Raw genomic sequence first — 22,386 nt, 5'->3', positions numbered from 1 at the left:
ACAAATGCTCTAGTGACCAGCCGGACAGACGGGCCGTGTCAGGTTCCTGGCGATGTCGGCGGCAGGTCACTCCTGAGCGCCTGTTCCACGGACGTCTCTGCCCTCCCCCGTCTGCGCTGGCCCTCACCAGCACCACGCTGATCATCGGCTTGACGGCATGAAGTCCACCATGACGCAGGTGGCGTCCTGCGCGACGTACAGGTCCGGGCCGATTCCCGTGGTGACCTGAGAGCCCGCTCCATCAATTGACCGGAGCAGGCCGAGTCAGCTGCGCCTGTACACGTAAACTTGCCCTCGTTCATCCTCCAGGAACAGCAGGTGATTGGACCCGTCCCGTTCATCCGTGCTGAGGTGCAGGTCATAGCGGCGGTAGCGGTAGGTATGGGTTTCCAGCGGCTGCTGCTGGGTGGTGCGCGTGGTCTCACCGCCAGCAGAAGACAGGGCGGCCAGACACTGCGTGTAGATACTGGCCTGCTGGGCGGCAGGCAATGACGCGGTCACCATCTGGCACTGCGCTTTGGTCTCGGCGGTGACGGCCCCCGCCTTGCTGGCCCCGGTGCATTCAGTGGTCAGGGTTCTGGCCGTATCACGGAACTTCAGGACGCCGCCCGCCGTGTCGAACTGGCCTTCGAGCTTCAGGGACTGGCGTTGACAGCCGGCCGGTGGCGCGGGCAGATCGAGCATCAGCAGGTACCGCCCCTTGAACCGGTCCTGAAAACCGACATTCATCAGCGGCCAGGCGGCGTCCGGGCGCAGGGTGGCGGGCTGGCTCCAATCGCGCGCCTGGGGCAGCGGGCCAGGGACAGCGCCGATCAGCAGCCAGGTGCCGTTGAAGCTGCCGCGCGCAGGCGAAGTGCTGGGCTGTGCCGGACCAGCCGTCACAGGAATCTGCGCCAACGCGGGCATCGGCCCCTGGGGCGGCAGCGTCCCCAGCGTTTCAGTCTGGTACAGGTCATCGAGCCGCTTGCTGCCCAGGAACGCCTTCCAGTTGCCGTCGTAGCGGCCCAGACGGCCCTTCAGTGGATCCACGTGGTCAAACCGCTGAGCTTCGTCGCGCGGGAACGCAAGGGGCTGGTCCAGCCGGCCATCAAGGTGCGTGGGCGCGGGTACCTGCGGATCATCTACGGTCCGGAGTACACCCTTCCAGAGCATCTGATCCGGCTACGTCAGCGAGGATTGAGCGCGAAACGGACGCTGGCGTTGCGGGAATTCGCGGTGGGCCTCGAGGGCCTGAACCGTTTCGTGGAGGGAGAGTCCCTGTGGCGCGTTCACGAGTGCGTTTTCGGGGTGAGTGCGCTGGAGAGCGAGGTGCTCGATCCCCGGCTGTAGCCCGTGAGCTGGCGCCCGTCACCGGGCAGGCGGAAGGCAGCTCCGCCTCCTTACTCGAAGATGCTCCTGGGCAGGTAGAGGCTGACCAGCCAGTTGGGCGCATCCACGATCTCGCTGATCCGTAGGTCCGCCGCCACGCTGCACAGCACGTACGCGTCCTGCGGGCTCAGGCCGTACTCCCCGGTCATAAACTCAACCATAAAGCGGGTGGCGTCCTGTGCGGCGGCATACAGATCCGGGCCAATGCCCGTGGTGACCTGATAGCCCGCCCCATCGATGTGTCCCGTGACAGAGCCCGGTGTCGAGAAGCGCGGCGTCTTTAAATGAGCTGCTTTCTTCAGGGTAAAACGCAAGGTCACGTGCATGGCCGATTCAATGGCGGTGCCACAGACCTCGCCGTCGCCCTGAGCCGCGTGGGTGTCACCCACCGAGAACAGCGCTCCAGGCACGGCAACCGGCAGGTGCAGCGTCGAACCTGCCGTCAGATCCCGAATGTCCATGTTGCCGCCCACGATTCTGGGCGGCACAATCGAGTGCGGCCCCGTCTCGGCGGGCGCGTTGCCGATGGTGCCGGGGAAGGGCCGCACCGGTACCTGAATCCCTGGCAGGAACTCCGCCGAGGAGTCGCTGTACTGCCACAGCTTGAGATAAGGATCAGCAAATTCATCGGCCAGCAGACCGAAGCCGGGAATGATGGCCGTCCAGCCGAAACCCGAGGGCCGGAATTCCAGAATATCGACCTGCAACGCGTCGCCCGGCTCCGCGCCGTGCACGTAGACCGGGCCGGTCACCGGATTGATCCTCGAGAAGTCCAGCGCGGTCACATCGGCAGAGGTGGAAGACGGTGTGAACTGTCCGCCGCCGGAGTCGATGACCTCGAATTCGATGGTCTCGCCACTCTCGACTTCCAGCGCAGGGGACAGGCTGTTGTCCCAGCCGTAATGGTGGTCATGGATGGTGCATCTGGGTCTGGTGGTCACTGGAATCCTCCTCCTACTTCTTGACCGAGAGCCGCTCGTAGTTGATGAAATGCGTCGGGTCGAGTAGATCGTCCACGCCGCCTACCAGGCGGTCGGACTTCATGGTGTAGCGCACCTCGTGGAACACCGGCACCCACACCGCCTGCTTGTTCAGGGCCGCGAAGATGCTGGCGTATTCCTTCAGGCGGGCGGCCTGCTGGGCCGGGGCCACCATCCGGTCGGCCTTCTCTGCTCGGGCGTCCAGCGCCTTGTCGCACACGAAGGGCCAGTTCCAGCCGCCCTGCACGGCGCTGCGGCACGACAGGATCGGCCAGTAGAAGTCGCTGGGATCCGGGTAGTCCTGCGTCCAGGCCAGTCCACCTGACCAGACCATGGCCGCCGTTTTGGGCGTGCTGGCCGCGTCGATCACGCTGCTCTGGGCCAGGCTCTTGAGCTGCACCTTCACGCCGATTTGCGCCAGATCCTGCTGGATGCTTTGGGCGATGCGCGGGTTAGGATCGGTGGAGGTGGTGTAGAGGGTGGTCGTGAAGCCGCCTTTCAGTCCTGCCGCCGCCAGCAGCGCCTTGGCCCTGGCCGGATCGTAGGCGTAGCCCGCCTCGGCCTTATCGTAGCCGGGCATCAGCGGCGGCAGCACGCCCCGGGCCACCACCCCACGTCCGTTGATGATGCGCAGAATCTTGGTCTTGTCGATGGCCATGTTGATGGCCTGCCGAACTCGCACGTCCTTCAGCGGCCCGACGCCCGTGTTCAGGCTGAGATACGTCGTGTTGACCGACGTCTTGGAGAACACGTTGGCCTTGAGTTTGGGATCGCGCGTCACCTGGAGGAACTGGGCGGGCGGAATGCCGTCGCCGAGCAGGTCGATCTCGCCGCGCTGGAGGCTGAGGTAGGCGACGCTGGGATCGAGGCCCACCTTGACCGTGACCCCGTCCAGATACGGCATGCCCGCCATAAAGTAGTTCGGGTTGCGCTCGAATTGAAGCTGCTGGCCGCTGACCCACGACTTCAGCTTGAATGGCCCGGTGCCGACGGGTTGATGCCCGAAGTCCTCACCCGCCTTGGCGACTGCTTCTTTGGGCACGATGAACGCGAAATTCATCGCCATGATGTTCAGGAAGGCGGCGTTGGGGGCGTTCAGCGTGATCTTGACCTTTTCGGGGGCCAGCACCACGATGCCTGAAACAGCCTTGGCCTTGCCGTCTACGAACGCCTGCGCGCCGGCGATATCGGTGTAGAAACTCTGCCCCGGACTCTTGGTCTTGGGATCAAGCACGCGTTCAAGGCTGTACTTCACGTCGTCGGCGGTCATGACCCGGCCATTGTGGAACTTCACGCCTTTTCGCAGGGTGAAGGTATAGGTCTTGCCGTCCTTGGAGACGTCGGGCATCTTGGCGGCCAGGCGCGGCGTCAGCGTGGTTCCGCCGGGGGTGTAGTCCAGCAGGGCATCGAAGACCATCTTCTCCATCGGCCAGTTCTGGTAGTCGTAGCCGACAGCCGGATCCAGGGTGGTCACGTCGTCCTTGTACGACACCGTGATGGTGCCGCCCTGCTGCGGCGCGGCGTGAGCGGCTCCGAGAAGCAGTGCTAGGCCAAGCAGCGACGAACCCATCAGCGACTGTCCAGTGGATCTTTTCATGGCTCTCCTTTCCAGCAAAAGAACGTGCCGCACCAGACCGTCCAGCACAGCATCACGAGTAGCGAATCCGGGGATCGAGGGCGAGCTGCACGAGGTCGGCGAGCAGGTTGGCCAGGGTGATGACCACCGCGCTGAAGATCACCACGCCGACGATCACGGGAATGTCCACCACGCGGATGGCGTCCCAGACCAGGCGGCCCAGGCCCGGCCAGCCGAAGACGCTCTCCACCACCACCACCCCGCCCATGAAGACGCCGATGTCCAGGCCGATCATGCTGATGATGGGCGGGGCCGCGTTGCGCAGCGCGTGACGCACCACGACGCGGCTCTGTGACAGTCCCTTGGCGCGGGCCGTGCGCACGTAATCGCGCGCCAGCACTTCCAGCAGGCTGGAGCGGATCACGCGGGCGTACCACCCGGCCCCGCCCAGGCCCAATGTCAGCGCCGGCAGAAACAGGTGCGAGAGGCCGCCGTAGCCGCCCAGCGGAAACAGGTTCAGCCCGTAGGCCAGCAGGTACACCAGACTCAGGCCCAGCCAGAACTGCGGCGCGGAGGCCCCCAGAAAGGCGAAGCCCATCACCAGCCGATCCGGCCAACGCCCGCGCCTCAGCGCCGCCCAGATGCCCAGCGGCAACCCCAGCAGCAGTTCCAGCGCCACGGCCCCCAGCATCAGCTGGAAGGTGGGCCACACCCGCGTGGCGATCAGCGGGCGCACCGCCGTCTGCTGCTTGTACGAGCGGCCCAGATCGCCGCGCAGCAGGTTGCCCAGGTACAGCGCGTACTGCGCGGCGAAAGGACGATCCAGCCCCAGCTCCTGCCGGATGCTGTTCACCGTCTGCACGCTGGCGCTTGGCCCGGCCACCAGCCGGGCCGGGTCGGCGGGCAGCAGGAAGATCAGGCTGAAGGTGAAGACCGACGCCACCAGCAGCACGCCCAGACTCTGCAAGACCCGCGAGGCGGTGAAGGTCAGCATTACCCTCCCCCATTGGGGTCGAGGGCATCGCGCAGGCCCTCCCCCAGCAGATTGAAGCCCAATGAGGTGAGCAGGATGGCCGCGCCGGGGAACAGCACCAGCCACGGCGCGGTGGTCAGGTAACTCTGCGACTCGTTGATGATGCCGCCCCAGCTGGGGGTGGGCGGCTGCACGCCGACGCCCAGAAAAGAGAGGGTGGCCTCCAGCAGCACGGTGGTGCCGATGCCCAGCGAACCCCAGACCAGCGCGGTGGGCAGCAGGTGGGGCACGATGTGCCGGTACAGGATGCGGCTGCCCGAAGCTCCGACGGCCTGGGCCGCCTCCACGAACTCGCGCTCGCGCAGCGAGATCACCTGGGCGTATACCACCCGCGCCACCGCCACCCAGTTGAGCAGCGCGATCACCAGCGTCACGATCCACAGGCTGGGGCGCAGTACCGCCGTGAGCGCAATAGCCAGGAGCAGCACTGGAAAAGCCATCATCACGTCGGTGAAGCGCATGATCAGGGTGCCGATCACGCCGCGCGAGAGTCCCCCCAGCGCTCCCAGCAACACGCCGATCACGACGGCAATGCCGTTGGCGACGATGCCCACCAGCAGCGAGGCCCGCGCCCCCCACAGCAGCCGCGAAAGCAAGTCGCGGCCCAGCAGGTCCGTGCCGAGCAGGAAGGCCGTTCCCGGCGGTTGAGGTGCCCCTTCCAGCGAGATGCCGTCTGGAAACTGAAAGTTGGGATCGTGCGGCGCGATCCATGGGGCCAGCAGGGCGGCCAGAATGATCAGGGCACATAGGCCAAGGCCGAGCAGGGCGGCTCTGTCACGGGAAAAGCGTTTCCAGGCCACGGAACGCGGTCTGGGAGTACGCGCCGGTGGCGCCGTGGGCAGCGCAGTCACAGCTGTCTCTGCAGCCGGGCACCGCACAACGGCCACCCACTCCCAGACAACCGGACCTCACTGCGCCAATGTCGCCGCGAGGTGTGTGTGTTCTCCTTCGTGCACCTACCGCCGTCCAGCAGCCTTGCGGGCGAGACTGGATTTGAAGCGTGTGATTCGCGGAGGCTGTCCACCAGGGGGCCCAATGAACCGGTGAGATGAGCCACTTCGGAAGACCAGCTGTGACGCGCAGGCACCTGGACACCCGGGAAGAAGGCCGACACGGCGGCAGAACGCACGGAAGATTGTGCCGAGCCCAGATCCATCAATGTGGCGGGGTACACGCCAGCAAGATACTCCCAAAGCTCGGCGGGATGAAGAAGCTTGCCGGACCGCCAAGCCGGCATCACAGCGCCTCAAACCTGGACAAGAACAAGGAGAGGGCAATCGCTGGCCCAGCGTCTTTTGCGGATGGCAGCGGCGACAGCGCGTCCGCCGAAGAGGTCCCGATACGTTGACTGTCCAGTGGCAGTTCGTCCCTATTCCAGGGTGCGTCCACAACGCCGTCTTCAGCGCCGCGCTCTTGGCTGGGACATCAGTTCGGCCACACGACGTTCAACTACTCAGTCCGTCCACGTCGGAATCCAATGCCTGCGTACAGCCGGCGGCCCCACAAGGTCCGGAGGCTCCGGTGGCTGCCGGGCACTGCCACAACCAGAAACGTGAGCGGGGCAGTCCGGTAGGAGGCGCGCAGCGCATTGTTCTCCTGCCACTCCTCGCGGCGGAGTTCCACAGCACAGGCTGTGTTGCCCAGCACCGTGGGGCCCATCGTGACCAACAGCAGCGGCTGACCAGGGATGGATGGCCGCTGCCACGCGCCACAGCCGGAAAAGTCTGTCGTCCGAAAGACATCGGTAGAAGGGCAGGCTGAGGACACCTCACCCTCTCCCCGGCCCACGCCGCCTCCAGCCCGGCGCGCCGGCCGTCAGCTGGCCGTGTCAGGCGCTCGCCGGGGTGCCGGAGCATCCCCCTCTGAGCAGCTGCCCTGGTCTACCACGCGCCGCCCGATTTACCCTGCAGCGGCACCTGCGGGAGTGACCAGAGCTGGACAGGCCGGTGAACAATGTCACCGTGACCAGTGACGCCGCGTAGATCTCGAGCGGGTGCCCCGGCAGGACCAAAACGTACGTGACGAGTTGGGCCAAGAACGGGTCAGGGCAGGTCCCGATGTTGCCCTGGAGGCTGAATCACCCGTGACCGCAGGCAATCTCAGATTCCAGAAGGATAGAAATGTCATTGACAACTCAATTTTTTTGAGTAGATTGGTGTCACGAAAATCGTGTCTGGCAACTGTAAAGGACCATGGGAGGTCTTATGCGTAAGCGTGTCCTGCTTCTCAGCGCACTTCTGTTTCCCGCGCTCTCGACCGCCTCGGCCCAGCAGAAGATCACCCTGACCTGGTGGATCAATCCCTGGCGCATCGCCCCACCCGGGTTTCCCGAAGGCAAGACACCGACTGGCGAAGAGTTCCCAAAATACATCTCGGACCAGTTCATGAAGAAGTACCCGAACGTCACCGTGAAGTACGAGGTGGTTCCCAACCAGGGTTTCCGCGAGAAGGTCACGGCGTCCATCTTTGCCGGGAACCCCCCCGACGTGCTGCGCCCCATCGGTTTCGACACCAACCTGGTCAAACAGAACCTGCTGGAGCCCATCGACAAGTACCTCACCGCAGAAGACCGGCTCGACTTCCTGCCCTACGCCCTGAACGAGGGCAAGGTGAACGGCAACTACTACATGTGGCCGTGGAACAACTCCAACAATGGCATGGGCTCCACCATGCTGCTCAACCCCAAGATCTTCGCGGAGCGCAAGGTGGCGCTGCCCAAGGCGCCGTACCGCAACTGGACCCTCGAGCAGTGGCTGGCCGCCGCGCAGAAGCTGACCTTCGACCGCAACGGCGACGGCAAGACCGACGTGTACGCCATTACCCTGGCCGCGCAGGACACCGAGAACATGCTGGGCTGGCTTAACCGTTTCGGGGGCCAGCTGGTCAACGACCAGGGCACCGCCTTCGTGATCAATTCCAAAGAAGGCGTCGCGGCCCTGCAGTTTATGGTGGACCTGATTCACAAGTACAAGGTGGCGCCCGACGGGGCCTCCGGTCTGGGGGTCTACGACACCATCGACAACCTGCACCAGGGCCGCGCCGCCATGGGCTACGGCGGCATCTACGAGATCGGCCGGATCGACCGTTACGTCAAGGAGGGGAAGCTGAAAGACCCCATCAACGTCCTGGTGGCCCCGTTCCCGAACGACCCCAAGACCGGGCCTGTGGCCTACCAGACATCGGGCGGCTTCGTGGTGTTCAAGCAAAAAGACCCGTACAAGCAGAAGATGGCCATGGAACTCGCCCGCTTCATCACCAACAAGGAAAACGACAAGTTGCTCGAAGACCTGCTGTATTTCTCCGCCCGCAAGAGCGTGAACAAGGGCTTCGACTTCAAGGGCATCGCCGCGTACACCGACGTGCGGCCGCAGGTCACGGTCTACCTGAACGCCATCAAATCCGGCAAGCCTTACTACGGACCGTCCAGCATCGACGTGCAGCCCGCGATGAAGTACTTCACGGCGGCCATGCAGGCGGCGCTGTCCAAGCAGAAGACGCCCAAGCAGGCCCTCGACGACTTCGTCGCGCAGGCCACCCCGCTGGTGTTCAAGAAGTGAAGCCGCTGCCGTCCCGGTCACCGCACAGGCCAGGACGGCGCTTTTGTGGAGGGCGTCCATGATCAAGGCGCGCATCACGCCGGCCAGCCGTCCAGGCGGGCAGTGGCGCCGGGCGCAGACCATCACGGCCTACCTGTTTATCCTGCCCAACTTCATCTTCTTTTTCACGTTCTTCCTGATTCCCGTCGCCGGCGCGGTGGCGCTGGCGTTCATGGAGTATCTGCCAGGCAGTCAGCGGTTCGTAGGGCTGGACAACTTCAGGGCGGTCTTCGCCGATCCGCTGTTCGGCGTCGCCCTCAGGAACACGGCCGTCTACACCTTCTTCGTGGTGCTGTTCTGGCTGGGCAAGGCGCTGCTGATCGCGTACCTGCTTGATCCCCTGAGCAAGTTCACCCAGACCTTTTTCAAGTCGGCCTTTTACCTGCCGAGCGTCACTTCGGGCGTCATCATCTCGCTGGTCTGGCTGTGGATCTTCAACCCCACCTTCGGGCTGCTCAACGCCCTGCTCAACCTGCTGGGCCTTGATTCGGTGGCGTGGCTGGGCAACACCAGCACGGCCCTGCCCGCCCTGATCTTCATGCATGTGGTGATGGGCGGTGGTTCGAGTATCGTTTTGCTCTCGGCGGCGCTGGCGCGCATTCCCAGGGAGCTGTATGAGACGGCCCTACTCGACGGCGCGTCCAGGCTGGGCGTGTTCCGCAACGTCATTGTGCCGCTGATTCAGCCCACCCTGCTGTACCTGGTGGTCACGGGCACCATCAACACCTTCCAGGTGTTTGAGAGCGTTTACATCATGACCCAGGGGGGCCCGCAGTTCTCCACCACCACCGTGGTCTACCTGATCTACGAGACGGCCTTCGTGCAGTTCCAGCTGGGCACGGCGTCCGCGCAGGCCATGATCCTCTTCCTGTTTACCTTCGTGCTGGCCGCCGTGCAGTTCAAATGGCTGGGAAGGAGCGTCGAGTACTGATGGCCACCCGCCGAGTCCCGTTGATGGTCGACGCCGACCACCCGGCCCGCCCCACGCCCACCGGCACCGTGGTGATGATCGCCCTGCTGGTCGGGCTGGCGCTGCTGACCCTGGTGCCGTTGTACTGGATGGTCGTCACGGCCCTGACCCCGTCGGCGCTGACCGTCAAATTCCCACCGGACCTGTGGCCGAAGAACCCGGACTTTCAGAACTTCCAGGAGGTCCTGGGCCGCCCGAACTTCTGGCGCTGGGTGAGCACCACCACCATCGTGGCGTCGGTGGTCACAGTCTTTGAGCTGTTCACCGCGAGCATGGCGGCCTACGCCTTTGCCAAGGTGTCCTTCCGGGGCTCCAAAAGCCTTTTCTGGCTGTACATCCTGTCCATGATGCTGCCCTTCCAGGTCATCCTGGTGCCGCTGTTCATCATGAGCAGCCGCCTGGGCCTGGTGGACAGCTACGCCGGACTGATCCTGCCGGCCCTGGCCAGTCCCTACAGCGTCTTCCTGATGAAACAGTTCATCCAGACGCTGCCCAGCGACCTGATCGACGCGGCGCGGGTGGACGGCGCGCACGAATTCACGATCTTTACCCGCATCATTCTCCCGCTGGTCAAGCCGGGCCTGGCCTTCTTGGGCATCATCACCTTCATCGCGCAGTGGAACAGTTTCCTGTGGCCGCTGATCATCACGCGCTCGGCCGAGATGCGCACCCTGCAGGTGGGCCTGGTGCTGCTGCGCGAGGAGGTGCCGCTGTCCTACGGCGTTCACATGGCCGGCGCGCTGCTGGCCGCTGTCCCCATCATCATCGTTTTCCTCAGTAGCCAGAAGTACTTCCTGCGCGGCACCACGGTAGGGGCAGTGAAGGGATGAGCGGTCAGGCGAAATCCACCGTGACACTCGATCTCGACGGCGTCCTGATCCAGAATCCATTCGGCAGCTACGTGGTGCCCACCGTGCTGGGCCACCTGGAGCGCAGTGCGAGACTGGCCGGCCGCGAGCGCGCTGCCGCGCACCGGGAGCTGCGCGGGGCCATCAGCGCAGAGTGGCAGCGGCGCATGGACCGCCGAGACTTCGTGGCGGCCTACCACTGGGACGAGATCTACGGCGTGGTGGCTGAGGCCTACGGTGTCAGCGGTCTGCCAGACGTCACCCGCCTGGTGGAAGAGGGCTCGGCGCAGGGCCACGTCCACGCGCTGCCCGGGGCCCATCAGGCCCTGCACCTGCTGCGGGAGCGCGGGCTGCGCACCGTGGCCCTGACCAACGGCTACCGCCGCTACCAGTGGCCGGTCCTGGAGGCGCTCGGCCTGGCCCCACTGTTCGACGATCTGGAGTCGCCCGAGGCCCACGGGTACGCCAAACCCCAGCCAGAGCTGTTCCATGCGGTCGGCGAGGTACTGGCCCACGTGGGCGACACGCTGGAGCACGACGTTCTCGGGGCCAACCTGGCAGGGGTCCGGGCGGTGTGGGTCGTGCCCGAGTTGCCGGGACCGGATCCTGTGGTGGCGGGCGAGGCGCTGGCTAACCCCGACTTCTCCACCTTCTTTGGCGAGATGCAGGACCGGGCCATCTACCTGCGCCACCACCCGGAAGCCACGGCGGCGCTGCTCACGCCCTGGGTGGCGGTGCGCAACGTGTTGGACGGGGCCCGGGCGATCGTCGAGCAGCTCACCTGAGCCACATTTCCCAGGTTTCCAAGAACTGAGCGCCGTCCGGCGTTGTTTTTCATGTCCTTCACGCGCGCGCGCTGCGACCACAGGCATCCAGACGCTTGTGCCCGCCTCCATTCAGCAAGACCAACAAGGAGACCTGCCCCATGCCCAGCCACCCACGTTCTTTTTTCCTTATGCTCGCCCTGACCGTGACTTCTTTTGCCGCCGCCCAGAGTGACCCTGCCGCCGTCCTGCAACGCGGACCCCTGAAAGCCGACGGCACGCCGGCCGCCTTTCGCGCCCACGCAGGCGTGCTGGTACAGGACGCCGGGACCGGCGAGACGCTGCTGGCCCTGAACGATCAGGACGCCTTCACGCCCGCGAGCACCACCAAGGCCGTCACGACGGCGGCGGCCCTGTACACCCTGGGCGGGGCGTTCACCTTCAAGACCCACGTGCTGGCCTCGCCGGTCATCGGCGGCCGGGTGGAGCGCCTGACCCTGCGCGGCAGCGGGGACCCCACGCTGCGCGGGCAGGGGCCGGGCAACTCGCTGGAGGAGCTGGCCCAAGCGGTGGCGGCCTCGGGCATCAAGACTGTCGATACTCTGCAAATCGACGACTTCGCCTTCGGCCAGGCCCGCTGGGGCAACGGCTGGATGTGGGACGACACCGAGTCCCCGGTGGGGGCGCTGCGGCTTGACGGGGACGACGCCACCTACCTGCGCTTGGTGGTGGGCGGGGATGAGGCCAAGGAGGGCATTCAGCCCAACCCGGCCCTGCTGACCGATCCCGCCAGCCTGGCCCTGAGCGTGGGCCAGCGCTTCGCGGCCCTGCTGAAGGGCAGCGGCGTGACGGTATCCGGGATAGTCACGCGCGCCCGGGCCACCACCGGGGACCGGCAGGTGGCCAGGGTGCAGTCCGCGCCACTGGCCGATCTGGTGCGCCAGACCAACAAGCCCAGCAACAACATCTACGCCGAGCAGCTGCGCGCCGCGCTGGGCCTGGGCCAGGGCGGTGAATCCAGCGACGAGACCCGCGTCTCGGCAGTCCTCGCCACTTTCCTGAAGACGGCCGGCGTGGAGGATGACGGCTACCGCCTGCGCGACGGCAGTGGCCTGAGCCGCTACAACCTGATCACACCCCGGCAACTGAATGCCGTGATGCGCTACGCCTACCTCAACCCCCTGGGCACCACACTGCCGCCCCCCGAAGCCTTCAGGACAAAACAGAACGTCTTTATCGAGAGCCTGCCAGTGGCCGGGACCGGGGACGCCACCCCGGACGCCAAGGCGAACGGCGGCACGCTCCGCAACCGGCTGAAGGAGACTGGCCTGGATGTGCGTGCCAAGACGGGCAGCATGACGGGCGTGTCCAGCCTCAGCGGTTTCCTCACGGCAAAAAGCGGGCGGCTGCTGGTCTTCACCATAATGATGGACAACTACCCGGCGGGCGTCAGCGACCTGAACCGCTGGCAGGACGAACTGCTCAAGAGCCTGGCAGTTAGATACTGACCCTGCGCCAGCGGGCCAGTCTGAGAGACACGTCAAGGTTCAGCACGCCCGGTCCTGACCGGCGGAGCCATACGCTGACAGTTCATCACTGAACGCCCGTTCCACACTCCCCCGCTTTCAAAAGGACTCCTGACTATGCGTACTTTCCTTCGGTCCCACCGCGCCCTTCAGGTGCTCGCCCCTCTGCTGCTGGGCAGCGCCGTGGCCGCGCCGTACCAGGTGCAGATCCAGCGCACCGCCTACGGCATTCCACACATCCTGGGCGCGGACCTGGGCAGCGTCGGTTACGGGGCGGGCTACGCCTACGCGCAGGACAACCTGTGCCTGCTGGCCGACCAGATCCTGACCGTGCGCGGCGTGCGCTCCAAATATCTGGGCGCGCAGGGGACCACGGTGGTCGGCTTTCAGACGGTGAGCAACCTCGACAGCGACTTCTTTTTCAAATCCATGATCGACCTGACCGCGCTACGCCGGGGCTACGCGGCCGGCCCAGCAGAGCACCTGAAACTGATGGCAGGCTACGCGGCGGGCTACAACCGTTACCTGCGCGACACACCTCCGGAGCAGCGGCCCGAGGCCTGCCGCAACGCCGCATGGGTGCAGCCCATCTCCGAGGACGACGTGATGCGCATGCTGGAGGAAAAGGCCATCCAGGCGAGTGCCGGCTCGTTCGTGACAGCACTGGCCAACACCGCGCCCCCGCAACCTGGCAAGACCTCGGGCCTGCCAGCGGTGGATCTGGCGGCCTTCGACGCCACACACCAGCTCAACCAACTGCCCATCGGCAGCAACGGCTGGGCCCTGGGAGCGCAGGCCACCGAAAACGGACGTGGCCTGTTGCTGGGCAACCCGCACTTTCCCTGGCAGACCACCAACCGCTTCTACGAGCTGCACGTCACCATTCCGGGGCAACTGGACGTGATGGGCGCGAGCCTGGGCGGCATGCCGGTGATCAACATCGGCTTCAACCGGGACGTGGCCTGGACGCACACCGTCTCCACCGACAAGCGCTTCACGGTGTCGGCGCTGCAGCTCGATCCCGGCAACCCGCTGCGCTACCTCAAGGACGGCGTGAGCAGGCCGATCCACCCGCGCACGGTGGTGGTGGAGGTGGGGGGCGAGAAGGGCGTCACCCTGCAGGGCCGCGTACTGTACACCACCCCGGACGGCCCGCTGCTCAACCTGCCGCAGGCCGGGCTGAACTGGACGGCCAAGAACGCCTTCGTGCTGCGCGACGCCAACCGCGACAACACCCGCATGATCGCCACCTGGCTGGGCATCGGCCGGGCCAGCAGCGTCGCGGGCGTGCGCGCGGCCCTGAATGAGCAGGGCATTCCCTGGGTCAACACCATCGCCGCGGACCGGGCCGGCCACGCCTTTTACGCCGACATTTCCACTTCGCCCAACGTTTCGGCGGCCCAGCAGGCCCAGTGCACGCCGCCCCCGTTCGTGCCGCTGTTCGCGGCGGCTGGCGTGGCGGTGCTGGACGGCAGCCGGGCCGCGTGCGATTGGGCGGTGGACCCGGCTTCCAAAGTACCGGGCCTGCGCGCGCCGGCGGCCATGCCCGCGTTGGTCCGTCAAGACTACGTGGCCAACAGCAACGACAGCGCGTGGCTGGCGAATCCTCACGCCCGCTTCGACACCCTTGATCCCCTCGTGGGGGCCGTGAACGTGCCGCAAAGCCCGCGCACCCGTATGGGTCTGACCGAGATTGCGCGTCGCCTGAACGGAACCGACGGCCTGCCAGGCCAGACCTTTACTCCTGAAAACGTGCAGCAGATTCTGTTCAGCGACCGCAACTTCACGGGCCTGCTGCTGGCCGACGACGCGGTGGGGCTGTGCCAGGCCGAGCCGAAGGTCAGGCTGAAGTCGGGCGAGACGGTGGACCTGCAGGGAGCCTGCGCGGCGCTGGCGGTCTGGGACCGCCGCAGCGACCTGACCAGCGTGGGCGCGCACGTCTGGCGCGAGTTCTGGAAGCGGGCACGTCTTATTCCCGGCGTGTACGCCGTGCCCTTCGACGCGGCCGATCCGGTGAACACGCCCAGGGGCCTGGCTGCGGATCAACCCGCGGTGCGGGCACAACTGCTCCAGGCAATGGGCGAGACTGTGCAGTTGCTGGCGAAAAACGACATCGCCCCAGACCGGCCTCTGGGGGAAATTCAGGGGGTCACCCGGGGCGGCGTGCGCATCCCGTTGCACGGTGGGCAGGAGTTCGAGGGTGTGCTGAACAAGATCGAGCCGGGGCCGCTGACCCCGCAGGGCTACGTCGACGAGGACGTGTCGGGGTCCAGTTACATCCAGACCGTGACCTTTGACGACGCGGGCCCGGTGGCGCAGGCCATCCTGACGTACTCGCAGTCCGTCAACCCCGCCTCGCCGCATGACTCGGACCAGACGATCCTGTTCTCTCAGAAGCGCTGGGTCACCCTGCCGTTCTCGGCGGCGGCCATCGCGGCGGACCCCGCCCTGACCACCCTGAAGCTCTCGGAATAAGATTCAGATGCTTCCAGCGTGGTGTATCGCGTGGCCTGAAGGTGGTGCATTCGCAGGACGTAGGGGGACAGCAGAGGCAATAGAGCGAAGAGGCGAGCACCTCACGCCTCTTCGCCTGCCCTTCCGAACAGTCTCTTTTGGCGCATCCTGATGGACTCGGACCACTGACCGCAGCAAGAAATTGCGGACCGACAAGACATGCTTCCGGCGCAGGGCCGCACCCATAGCGTCATCTGGGGTGTGCGGCTGGCCCCGCCCCCTGCCACGAGCACCGCCGCCCATGGCCCTGTGTTGACCCCTGTCGTGCCGCGCACCGAATCCTGGAACGGGATAGGGCGGGATGCCACACATCATAAATGCCCGGTGAAAAACCTTTAAAGGTTCTTTCCGAAGATTCATTTGACAACACCTGACGCCAGACCTACAGTCTTTATGTCGCAATACGACAAAAGCTGAATCGGGAGCCACTCTGGCACGGCTGATCCAAAGCGGAGGATCCCAGGTGACGTATTTCCAAACAGTCTATTCAGCACGCCCGATTCACCGTCCACGTCGTCCTGACACCTGAGGACGACGCACTGGGTGGCACGGTGGCTGGTGAGCGCACTGCCGCACTGAGATGGACACTGACAGTGAACGGCCTATCGTTTCTCATTCCAGACGTTGACCCTGGTGCCAGAGGCCCACAGCAGCAGGGCAGTTCAAGCAGACCGAGGTGGTCATGATTGTCGGTGAACCAACTGCCCCGCCCACCCGGGTGATTGTGACCAGACCTTGTCTTTTCCAGGGTGGAATCAAGTGGCGGCCCAGTCCGCCGGGCGCGGAGACGCACGCTCAGCTTGGTGGATTCAACTTGTCTGACTCTGGTGTCGTTCACCTGGCACCGCCCCACGCCGTTCAGGTGTGGCCGCCGAGCGTGCAACGCGGGCGTGATCACCCTCACGAAAGGGCCGCAGCGAGATGCTAAAGCAGGGGCCCTCCCTCCTCCTGGCCAGCGCGCCCGCCGCCCTGCCCACGTTGCAGCCGGCCTCGCCGCTGGCGGCGCCCATCACCACCCTGACCTACGTGACCCTGGGACTCGGGCTGGCGATCTTCGCCCTGGTCACTGGCCTGACGTTCTATTTCGTGTGGCGCTACCGGCACCGCGGCGCGGAGGGCGAGCCGCCCCAGATTTTCGGCAACGCCCGCGACGAGGTCGTCTGGATGCTGATGGCAGGGGGCATCCTAGTGTTCCTGTTTATATTGACCTGGATCACCATGAACCGCATTGACCCGCAGGCCGGGCAGGACGGCACCCCCGACGTGATCGTGACCGGCCACCAGTGGTTCTGGGAGGCCAGTTACCCACGCGCTACTAATCCGGCGGGCCTGGGTGTGGTCAGCACTGCGGGCGAGATTCACATTCCCACCGGCAAGAAACTGCTGTTGGAGGTGGGCAGCGCCGACGTGATCCACGATTTCTGGGCGCCGCAACTGGCCCGCAAGATGGACGCCATTCCGGGCCAGGGCAACCGGCTGTGGATTCAGGCCGACAAACCCGGCACGTACCTGGGGGCCTGCTCTGAATTCTGCGGCGCGCAGCATGCCTGGATGCGCTTCAAGGTGATCGCCCAGACGCCGCAGGATTTTCAGGCGTGGCTGGCGCGTCAGGCCCAGCAGGCCGCGCCGCCACCGCCGGCCCAGGCCGAGGCGTTGGCCGGCGCGGCGCTGTTCGTGCGCCAGGGCTGCGGCGAGTGCCACACACTACGCGGCGTGGGTGCACGCGGCACCGTCGGCCCCGATCTGACCCATTTCGCCTCGCGCGGGATCATCGCCGGAGGGGTCTTGGACAACACGCCGGACAACCTGCGGCGCTGGCTGCACAATCCGCAGGCCGTCAAGCCCGGCGTCCGCATGCCCAATTACCGCCTGAACGACGCCCAGTTGCGCCAGCTCACCGCCTACCTGGAGACGCTGCAATGACCACCGCGCCCCTCCCCACCGAAACGGCGCCGGCCCCGGCCAGCCGCCCACGCAACTTCACCCGCTGGCTGTCCACCACCGATCACAAGGACATCGGGATGATGTACCTGGCGCTGGGGGCGCTGTTTTTCCTGATCGGCGGCGTCGAGGTGCTGATGATGCGCCTGCAACTGGCGCGGCCCGGCAACACCCTGCTGCAGGCCACCACCTACAACGAGTTCTTCACGCTGCACGGCACCACTATGATCTTTCTGGCGGTGATGCCGATCCTGCTGGGTTTCTCCAATTACCTGCTGCCGCTGCAGATCGGCGCGAAGGACATGGCTTTTCCGCGTCTGAATGCTTTCGGCTTCTGGCTCACGGCGTTTGGCGGCGTCATCCTGTACCTCAGCCTGCTGGAAGGGCCGCCCGACGCGGGCTGGTTCGCCTACGCGCCGCTGTCCGAGCGCCCCTTTAGTTCCAGCCTGGGCACCGATTTCTGGGCCGCCGCCCTGCTGATGATGGGCATGGGCACCACCCTGACCGCCCTGAATATCATCATCACCACCGTGCGTTACCGCGCCGTAGGGATGGGGCTGTGGAAGATGCCGCTGTTCTCGTGGATGGTGTTCGTCAACAGTTTCATCATCGCCTTCGCGCTGCCCTCGCTGAGTGCGGCCCTGATCATGCTGGAAGTGGACCGGGCGCTGGGCGGACGCTTTTTCCAGGGCGGCGGCAGCCCGGTGCTGTGGCAGCACTATTTCTGGCTGTTCGGGCACCCGGAGGTGTACATCATGGTGCTGCCCGCCTGGGGCATCATCAGCGAGGTCATCCCGGTGTTCTCGCGCAAGCCGATTTTTGGGTACAAGTTCGTGGCGGGGTCGACCCTGGCCATCGCCGTCCTGAGTTTCGCGGTGTACGCCCACCACATGTTTGCGGTGGGGTTTGCGCGCCCGGTCAACCTGGCCTTTGCCGCCAGCACCATGCTGATCGCCATTCCCACCGGCATCAAGGTGACCAACTGGGTGGCGACGCTGTGGAAGGGCAGCATCCGCCTGACCGTGCCGATGCTGTACGCGATTGCCTTTATCGTGCAGTTCACCTTCGGCGGCATCACCGGGGTCAGCTTCGCCGTGCTGCCCATCGACTGGCAACTGACCGACAGCTACTACGTGGTGGCGCACTTTCACTACGTCCTGATGGGCGGCACGCTGTTCGCGCTGCTTTCAGGGCTGCACTTCTACTTTCCCAAGATGACCGGGCGCATGCTGTCCGAGGGTTTCGGCAAGATTGCGTTCTGGATGATCACGCTGGGCTTCAACGGCGTCTTCCTGGTGCAGCACGCCCTGGGCATGATGGGCATGCCCCGGCGCGTCTACACCTATCCCGACTTGCCCGGCTGGGGGGCGCTGAACCTGTTTTCCACCGTCAGCGCTTTCGTGTTGGCCCTGGGGCTGGTGCTGACCCTGATCAACATCGTGATCAGCTGGCGGCTGGGCCGGATTGCGGGCGACAACCCCTGGGGGGCCTGGACGCTGGAGTGGGCCACCACCAGCCCGCCGCCGAAGGGCAATTTCGTGCGCCTGCCGCCGGTGAAGTCCAGCCGCCCGCTGTGGGATCTGGCGCACCCCGAAGACCCGGATCACCAGCGCCCGCCGCGCCATGACCAGCAGGGCCACATCCGCCCGGAGGAGAGGAACCATGAGCGATAATCCCGCCTCCATTCCGCCGATTCCACGGGTGTCGCAGGCGCTGGACGTGTCCAGGCTGCCGCTGCCGCCCGGGCACATGGACGCCAGCCCGCGCAGCAACGGCTTCTGGGGCATGGCGGTGTTTCTGGTGACCGACACGGTGATCTTCCTGCTGCTGCTGGTGGCGAACATCTACCTGCGGCGCTACTCGCAGGGGCCGGCGCAGGGCGCGTTGGATCCCGGCACGACCGTCTGGTTCAGCCTGGGCCTGTGGGCGTCGAGTGGAGCGCTGGTGCTGGCCGACGTCTTCAGGAAGCAGGCGAAACTGTCCGGGCTGCTGTACCTGCTCACCGCCGCCCTGGGACTGGTCTTCCTGTACGGTCAGGCCCAGGAATACCTCCACTTGAATGCCCAGGGCGCGACGGTGGACGCCGACTTGTTCTTCACCGGCTTCTACACCCTGACCGGGTTGCACGGCCTGCACGTGGCCTTCGGGGCGCTGGCGCTGCTGGTGACGGGCGCGCTGCGCTTCGGGGGCCATTTGGGCCGAGGAAGAGAGGGCTTCACGGCGGGCCTGGGCCTGTACTGGCATTTTGTGGACGCCGTGTGGGTGGCGCTGTTCTTGCTGCTGTACGTGTGGGGTGGGCCATGAGACAGGCGTATCTCATCGGCGCAGGTGCGGCCATTCTCGGCGCGTCAATCTTCTACGCCTCCGGCATGGGCCTGCGCCCCGGCAGTTTCAGCCTGCACATGGGCGCGCACCTGCTGCTGTCACTGGGGGCCGCGCCGCTGCTGGTGCTCGCGTTTCCGCGCTGGCGTCCGAACGTCGGCGGGCCGCTGGCCTTTGTGGCCTTCAACCTCGTAACCTACGGCGTTCACCTTCCAGCTGTCTACGCCCGGCTGATGACGCCCGGCGGGATGTTCCTGGAAAGCCTGCTGTCTCAGATGGCCGCGTGCGCGCTGCTGGGCGCGGCCATCACCTTCAGCCGGGACGCCTACGCCATGACCGCTCCCGACGACACCGCCCTGGGCGGCGTGCTGATGTGGGTGGTGGGCGGCTTCGTGGTGATGGCGGGGGCCTTTTCCCACTTCATGCAACTTCTAGGCACGGCGGAGGCGCGAAATGAACCGACCCACTGATCTGCTGGGCGCGCTGCTGCGGGTGCTGGGCTTTCCCGTGTACTGGCTGCTGCGGCGGCTGGGCTTCCTCCCGCTGAGGGCCGAACCCGCCTCCATTCCTGCCCCCGAACCCCAGCTGCTGCCCGACGACGTGCTGCTGCCCCCCGGCTGGTCGCGCCCGCGTGAAATGGCCGAGGCCCGCCCCACCCTGGCCCCCGTGCTGCTGGCCTTCGGGCTGGCAGGCACCGCGCTGGGGCTGCTGGTGTCGGCGCTGGGCATCGTCGTGCTGGGGGCACTGGTGGCGGCGCTGGGCGGCGGAATGTGGGCCTGGGACAGCTTTCAGGCCACGGCGCCACACGGCGGGCCGCAGGAGGACGCATGAGCGACACACACGTCAGTCCTGAAACTGCCGGCCAGGACGAGACCAGGGAACCCTCCCGCCGCAAGCTGCTGATTGGCCTCAGCCTGGGCTCGGGGGCGCTGGCCGCCGCCGCCGCCGGTTACCCGGTGGCCAAGGCGGTGCTGGATCCCGCCTTTCAAAAAGGGGGCCGGGGCGGCTGGCAGCGAATCGGCACGCTGGCCGACTTTCCCACCGGCAAGACCGTGCTGGTCACGTTTATCCGGCCCGGCGCGCGGTCTTACGGCGGCGACATCAAAAAGGACACCGCCTACGTCACGCGGCGGCCCGGCGACTGGCTGGCGCTGCACAACGTCTGCATGCACCTGGGCTGCCCGGTGCGGCACCAGGAGGGTTCGGGGCTGTACTTCTGCCCCTGCCACGGCGGGGTCTACGACGCCGAGGGCGTCAACGTGGCCGGGCCGCCGCGCATTCCGCTGCAGCGGCTGGGGGTGCGCGTCCAGGGCCAGGAGGTGCAGTTGCAAAGCGCCGCCATGCCGCTGCCCACGCTGACCTGGCCGGGGGGGGAGTCGTGAGCGATCAGGCCAGGATCGACGAGGCGAACAATACGCCGCCCGCCGTCACCGAGAAGCACTACGGTTTATTTCTCGGTTGGATCGAAGACCGCACCGGGTTGATCAGCCGCCTGAACGCCGTGGCAGGCCACCGGGTGCCCCGGCGCAGCCGGTGGGCTTTCGTCTTCGGCAGCGCCACCCTGTTCGCCTTCATCCTGCAGGTGGTCACCGGAATCACGCTGGCGATGTTCTTCGAACCGTCGAGCGCCACGGCGTACCAGAGCCTGCAGCGCATTTCTACCCCTGGCACCGCCGAGGCCGTGGTGCGTGGGCTGCATTACTTCGGCGCCTCGCTGATGGTGGTGATGATGGGCATTCACCTGATCCGGGTGTACCTGACGGCGGCCTACAAGTACCCGCGCGAGATGCAGTGGATCAGCGGCGTGGTCATGCTGTTCCTGGTGCTGGCGATGGCCTTTACCGGCCAGACCCTGCGCTGGGATCAGACCGCCGTGTGGAGCGTGGTGGTGGGTGCGGAGCAGGCGTCGCGTTTTCCGTGGCTGGGCCCGATCCTGGCCCGCTTTCTGATGGCGGGGGACACGCTGAACGCCGCCACCCTGTCGCGGCTGTACGCCCTGCACACCTACTGGTTTCCGGCGCTGCTGTTCGGATTGATCGGGTTGCACGTCTTTCTGGTGCTGCGAAACGGCATCAGCGAGCCGCCGGTGCCGGGGCGCCGGGTTGATCCGCGCACCTACAAGCAGCAGTACCAGGCCCGCGTGAGGCGCGACGGCGTGCCATTCTGGCCGGACGCGGCGTGGCGCGATACGGTGTTCGGCAGCGCATTGATCCTGCTGACGGTGTTCCTGGCCTGGAAATTTGGCGCACCAGCCCTGAGCAAGCCGCCAGACCCCAGCCTGATCAACGCCGATCCCAAGCCCGACTGGTACCTGATCTGGTACTTCTCGATCCTGGCGCTGTGGCCGTACGGCATCACCAACCTGATGATCATTCTCGCGCCGCTGCTGGCGATTGCCGGGCTGATCCTGCTGCCGCTGGTCAGCAACAAGGGGGAACGTGCGCCCAGCCGCCGTCCCTGGGCCATCGGCATCGTGATCGTCGCCATCGGGATGATCTTCAGTCTGACGCTGCTGGGTTACCGCGAGCCGTGGCTGCCGCGTTTCGCCGCGCCGCCGCTGACCGCGCAGCAGGTGAACAGCACGGTCCCCAGCGTGGTGCGCGGCGCGGCGCTGTTCCATGACCAGTCGTGCATCCTGTGCCACCGCATCGACGGTCAGGGCGGAATTCGCGGCCCCAACCTCAGCGAGATCGGGGAACGGCTGACCCGGGATCAGCTCAGTTGGCGCATTCAGAACGGCGCGGCCAGCATGCCGCCGTACGCCGGGGTGCTCACCACGGATCAACTGCGCGACCTGGTGAATTTCCTTGAAACTCGCCACTGATATCGCAACGGCCGCAGATTTACCTCAATAAATCTCAGAGAAGCGATATAAAACCGATAAACTTTATTCATCTTCAAGTTTAGAGTCAATTTTAGGAGTAGCCTTTGTGTATTGCCTGTGATGG

19 protein-coding genes are annotated in these 22,386 nt (G+C 65.8%); 14 read left to right on the top strand and 5 right to left on the bottom strand.

From position 1 onward, the window contains the following. Nucleotides 1-264: 264 nt before the first annotated feature. Entirely contained in the window at nucleotides 265-1,029 is a 765-nt protein-coding gene (locus FHR04_RS21280) for a hypothetical protein (protein WP_249038916.1), read from the bottom strand. Here FHR04_RS21280 and FHR04_RS21275 point away from each other — a divergent pair, their 5' ends adjacent. Continuing rightward, nucleotides 1,030-1,329, top strand: coding sequence for a hypothetical protein (locus FHR04_RS21275; protein ID WP_249038915.1), 300 nt, complete (start codon nucleotides 1,030-1,032; stop codon nucleotides 1,327-1,329). It begins immediately after the preceding gene. Between the two features lie 50 nt (nucleotides 1,330-1,379). On the opposite strand, the gene FHR04_RS01320 is transcribed toward FHR04_RS21275, so the two are convergent. From FHR04_RS01320 to FHR04_RS01305, 4 genes are read right to left on the bottom strand one after another with little or no spacing between them, the layout of a single operon-like run. Further along, a complete protein-coding gene (locus FHR04_RS01320; protein ID WP_139400149.1) occupies nucleotides 1,380-2,309 on the bottom strand; it encodes an acetamidase/formamidase family protein in 930 nt (309 codons plus the stop codon). Nucleotides 2,310-2,322: 13 nt separating this feature from the next. Further along, a complete protein-coding gene (locus FHR04_RS01315; RefSeq protein WP_139400147.1) occupies nucleotides 2,323-3,945 on the bottom strand; it encodes an ABC transporter substrate-binding protein in 1,623 nt (540 codons plus the stop codon). Nucleotides 3,946-3,997: 52 nt separating this feature from the next. Continuing rightward, a complete protein-coding gene (locus tag FHR04_RS01310; RefSeq protein WP_139400145.1) occupies nucleotides 3,998-4,918 on the bottom strand; it encodes an ABC transporter permease in 921 nt (306 codons plus the stop codon). Next, nucleotides 4,918-5,757, bottom strand: coding sequence for an ABC transporter permease (locus tag FHR04_RS01305; RefSeq protein ID WP_249038914.1), 840 nt, complete (start codon nucleotides 5,755-5,757; stop codon nucleotides 4,918-4,920). Before FHR04_RS01305 ends, FHR04_RS01310 begins: the two co-directional genes overlap by 1 nt. 1,404 nt (nucleotides 5,758-7,161) lie before the next feature. Between FHR04_RS01305 and FHR04_RS01300 the strand changes: the two genes are divergently transcribed. The 13 genes from FHR04_RS01300 to FHR04_RS01240 all read left to right on the top strand — a co-directional run bounded on the left by FHR04_RS01300 (nucleotide 7,162) and on the right by FHR04_RS01240 (nucleotide 22,262). Beyond that, the gene (locus FHR04_RS01300) at nucleotides 7,162-8,514 is read left to right on the top strand and encodes an ABC transporter substrate-binding protein (protein WP_170213802.1); all 1,353 of its coding nucleotides are present in this window, start codon (nucleotides 7,162-7,164) and stop codon (nucleotides 8,512-8,514) included. Nucleotides 8,515-8,572: 58 nt separating this feature from the next. Next, a complete protein-coding gene (locus tag FHR04_RS01295; RefSeq protein ID WP_139400139.1) occupies nucleotides 8,573-9,484 on the top strand; it encodes a carbohydrate ABC transporter permease in 912 nt (303 codons plus the stop codon). Beyond that, on the top strand, nucleotides 9,484-10,353 hold the full coding sequence (locus FHR04_RS01290) for a carbohydrate ABC transporter permease (RefSeq protein ID WP_211344160.1): 870 nt from the start codon (nucleotides 9,484-9,486) through the stop codon (nucleotides 10,351-10,353). The genes FHR04_RS01295 and FHR04_RS01290 overlap by 1 nt, the downstream gene beginning before the upstream one ends. Next, complete coding sequence (locus tag FHR04_RS01285; RefSeq protein ID WP_139400137.1) at nucleotides 10,350-11,156, top strand: HAD family hydrolase; 807 nt, start codon at nucleotides 10,350-10,352, stop codon at nucleotides 11,154-11,156. The genes FHR04_RS01290 and FHR04_RS01285 overlap by 4 nt, the downstream gene beginning before the upstream one ends. A 185-nt stretch (nucleotides 11,157-11,341) precedes the next feature. Then, a complete protein-coding gene (dacB, locus tag FHR04_RS01280; RefSeq protein ID WP_170213801.1) occupies nucleotides 11,342-12,643 on the top strand; it encodes a D-alanyl-D-alanine carboxypeptidase/D-alanyl-D-alanine endopeptidase in 1,302 nt (433 codons plus the stop codon). Nucleotides 12,644-12,778: 135 nt separating this feature from the next. Beyond that, nucleotides 12,779-15,136, top strand: coding sequence for an acylase (locus FHR04_RS01275; protein ID WP_139400133.1), 2,358 nt, complete (start codon nucleotides 12,779-12,781; stop codon nucleotides 15,134-15,136). A gap of 960 nt (nucleotides 15,137-16,096) precedes the next feature. Then, on the top strand, nucleotides 16,097-17,098 hold the full coding sequence (coxB, locus tag FHR04_RS01270; RefSeq protein WP_139400131.1) for a cytochrome c oxidase subunit II: 1,002 nt from the start codon (nucleotides 16,097-16,099) through the stop codon (nucleotides 17,096-17,098). Beyond that, nucleotides 17,095-18,789: a cytochrome c oxidase subunit I gene (gene ctaD / locus FHR04_RS01265; RefSeq protein ID WP_139400129.1), complete on the top strand. Its 1,695-nt coding sequence runs from the start codon at nucleotides 17,095-17,097 to the stop codon at nucleotides 18,787-18,789. Before coxB ends, ctaD begins: the two co-directional genes overlap by 4 nt. Next, a complete protein-coding gene (locus tag FHR04_RS01260) occupies nucleotides 18,779-19,420 on the top strand; it encodes a cytochrome c oxidase subunit 3 (protein WP_249038913.1) in 642 nt (213 codons plus the stop codon). The genes ctaD and FHR04_RS01260 overlap by 11 nt, the downstream gene beginning before the upstream one ends. Beyond that, entirely contained in the window at nucleotides 19,417-19,908 is a 492-nt protein-coding gene (locus FHR04_RS01255; protein ID WP_139400128.1) for a cytochrome c oxidase assembly protein, read from the top strand. Before FHR04_RS01260 ends, FHR04_RS01255 begins: the two co-directional genes overlap by 4 nt. Next, nucleotides 19,892-20,269: a hypothetical protein gene (locus tag FHR04_RS01250; protein ID WP_249038912.1), complete on the top strand. Its 378-nt coding sequence runs from the start codon at nucleotides 19,892-19,894 to the stop codon at nucleotides 20,267-20,269. The genes FHR04_RS01255 and FHR04_RS01250 overlap by 17 nt, the downstream gene beginning before the upstream one ends. Next, a complete protein-coding gene (locus FHR04_RS21270; protein WP_249038911.1) occupies nucleotides 20,266-20,820 on the top strand; it encodes a QcrA and Rieske domain-containing protein in 555 nt (184 codons plus the stop codon). Before FHR04_RS01250 ends, FHR04_RS21270 begins: the two co-directional genes overlap by 4 nt. Next, nucleotides 20,817-22,262, top strand: a complete 1,446-nt coding sequence (locus FHR04_RS01240; RefSeq protein WP_249038910.1) for a cytochrome b N-terminal domain-containing protein — start codon at nucleotides 20,817-20,819, stop codon at nucleotides 22,260-22,262. Before FHR04_RS21270 ends, FHR04_RS01240 begins: the two co-directional genes overlap by 4 nt. The last annotated feature ends 124 nt before the right edge of the window (nucleotides 22,263-22,386 follow it).

The sequence above is a fragment of the Deinococcus radiopugnans ATCC 19172 genome (assembly GCF_006335125.1).
Taxonomy (GTDB): Bacteria; Deinococcota; Deinococci; order Deinococcales; family Deinococcaceae; genus Deinococcus; species Deinococcus radiopugnans.
This window is presented reverse-complemented; position numbering and strand designations above follow the sequence as displayed.

What these genes read in the sequence shown, in the direction of transcription:
- FHR04_RS01315 (WP_139400147.1), bottom strand. Translation starts at nt 3,945, where the DNA reads ATGAAAAGATCCACTGGACAGTCGCTGATGGGTTCGTCGCTGCTTGGC.
- FHR04_RS01310 (WP_139400145.1), bottom strand. Translation starts at nt 4,918, where the DNA reads ATGCTGACCTTCACCGCCTCGCGGGTCTTGCAGAGTCTGGGCGTGCTG.
- FHR04_RS01300 (WP_170213802.1), top strand. Translation starts at nt 7,162, where the DNA reads ATGCGTAAGCGTGTCCTGCTTCTCAGCGCACTTCTGTTTCCCGCGCTC.
- FHR04_RS01295 (WP_139400139.1), top strand. Translation starts at nt 8,573, where the DNA reads ATGATCAAGGCGCGCATCACGCCGGCCAGCCGTCCAGGCGGGCAGTGG.
- FHR04_RS01290 (WP_211344160.1), top strand. Translation starts at nt 9,484, where the DNA reads ATGGCCACCCGCCGAGTCCCGTTGATGGTCGACGCCGACCACCCGGCC.
- FHR04_RS01285 (WP_139400137.1), top strand. Translation starts at nt 10,350, where the DNA reads ATGAGCGGTCAGGCGAAATCCACCGTGACACTCGATCTCGACGGCGTC.
- FHR04_RS01275 (WP_139400133.1), top strand. Translation starts at nt 12,779, where the DNA reads ATGCGTACTTTCCTTCGGTCCCACCGCGCCCTTCAGGTGCTCGCCCCT.
- coxB (WP_139400131.1), top strand. Translation starts at nt 16,097, where the DNA reads ATGCTAAAGCAGGGGCCCTCCCTCCTCCTGGCCAGCGCGCCCGCCGCC.
- ctaD (WP_139400129.1), top strand. Translation starts at nt 17,095, where the DNA reads ATGACCACCGCGCCCCTCCCCACCGAAACGGCGCCGGCCCCGGCCAGC.
- FHR04_RS01260 (WP_249038913.1), top strand. Translation starts at nt 18,779, where the DNA reads ATGAGCGATAATCCCGCCTCCATTCCGCCGATTCCACGGGTGTCGCAG.
- FHR04_RS01255 (WP_139400128.1), top strand. Translation starts at nt 19,417, where the DNA reads ATGAGACAGGCGTATCTCATCGGCGCAGGTGCGGCCATTCTCGGCGCG.
- FHR04_RS01250 (WP_249038912.1), top strand. Translation starts at nt 19,892, where the DNA reads ATGAACCGACCCACTGATCTGCTGGGCGCGCTGCTGCGGGTGCTGGGC.
- FHR04_RS21270 (WP_249038911.1), top strand. Translation starts at nt 20,266, where the DNA reads ATGAGCGACACACACGTCAGTCCTGAAACTGCCGGCCAGGACGAGACC.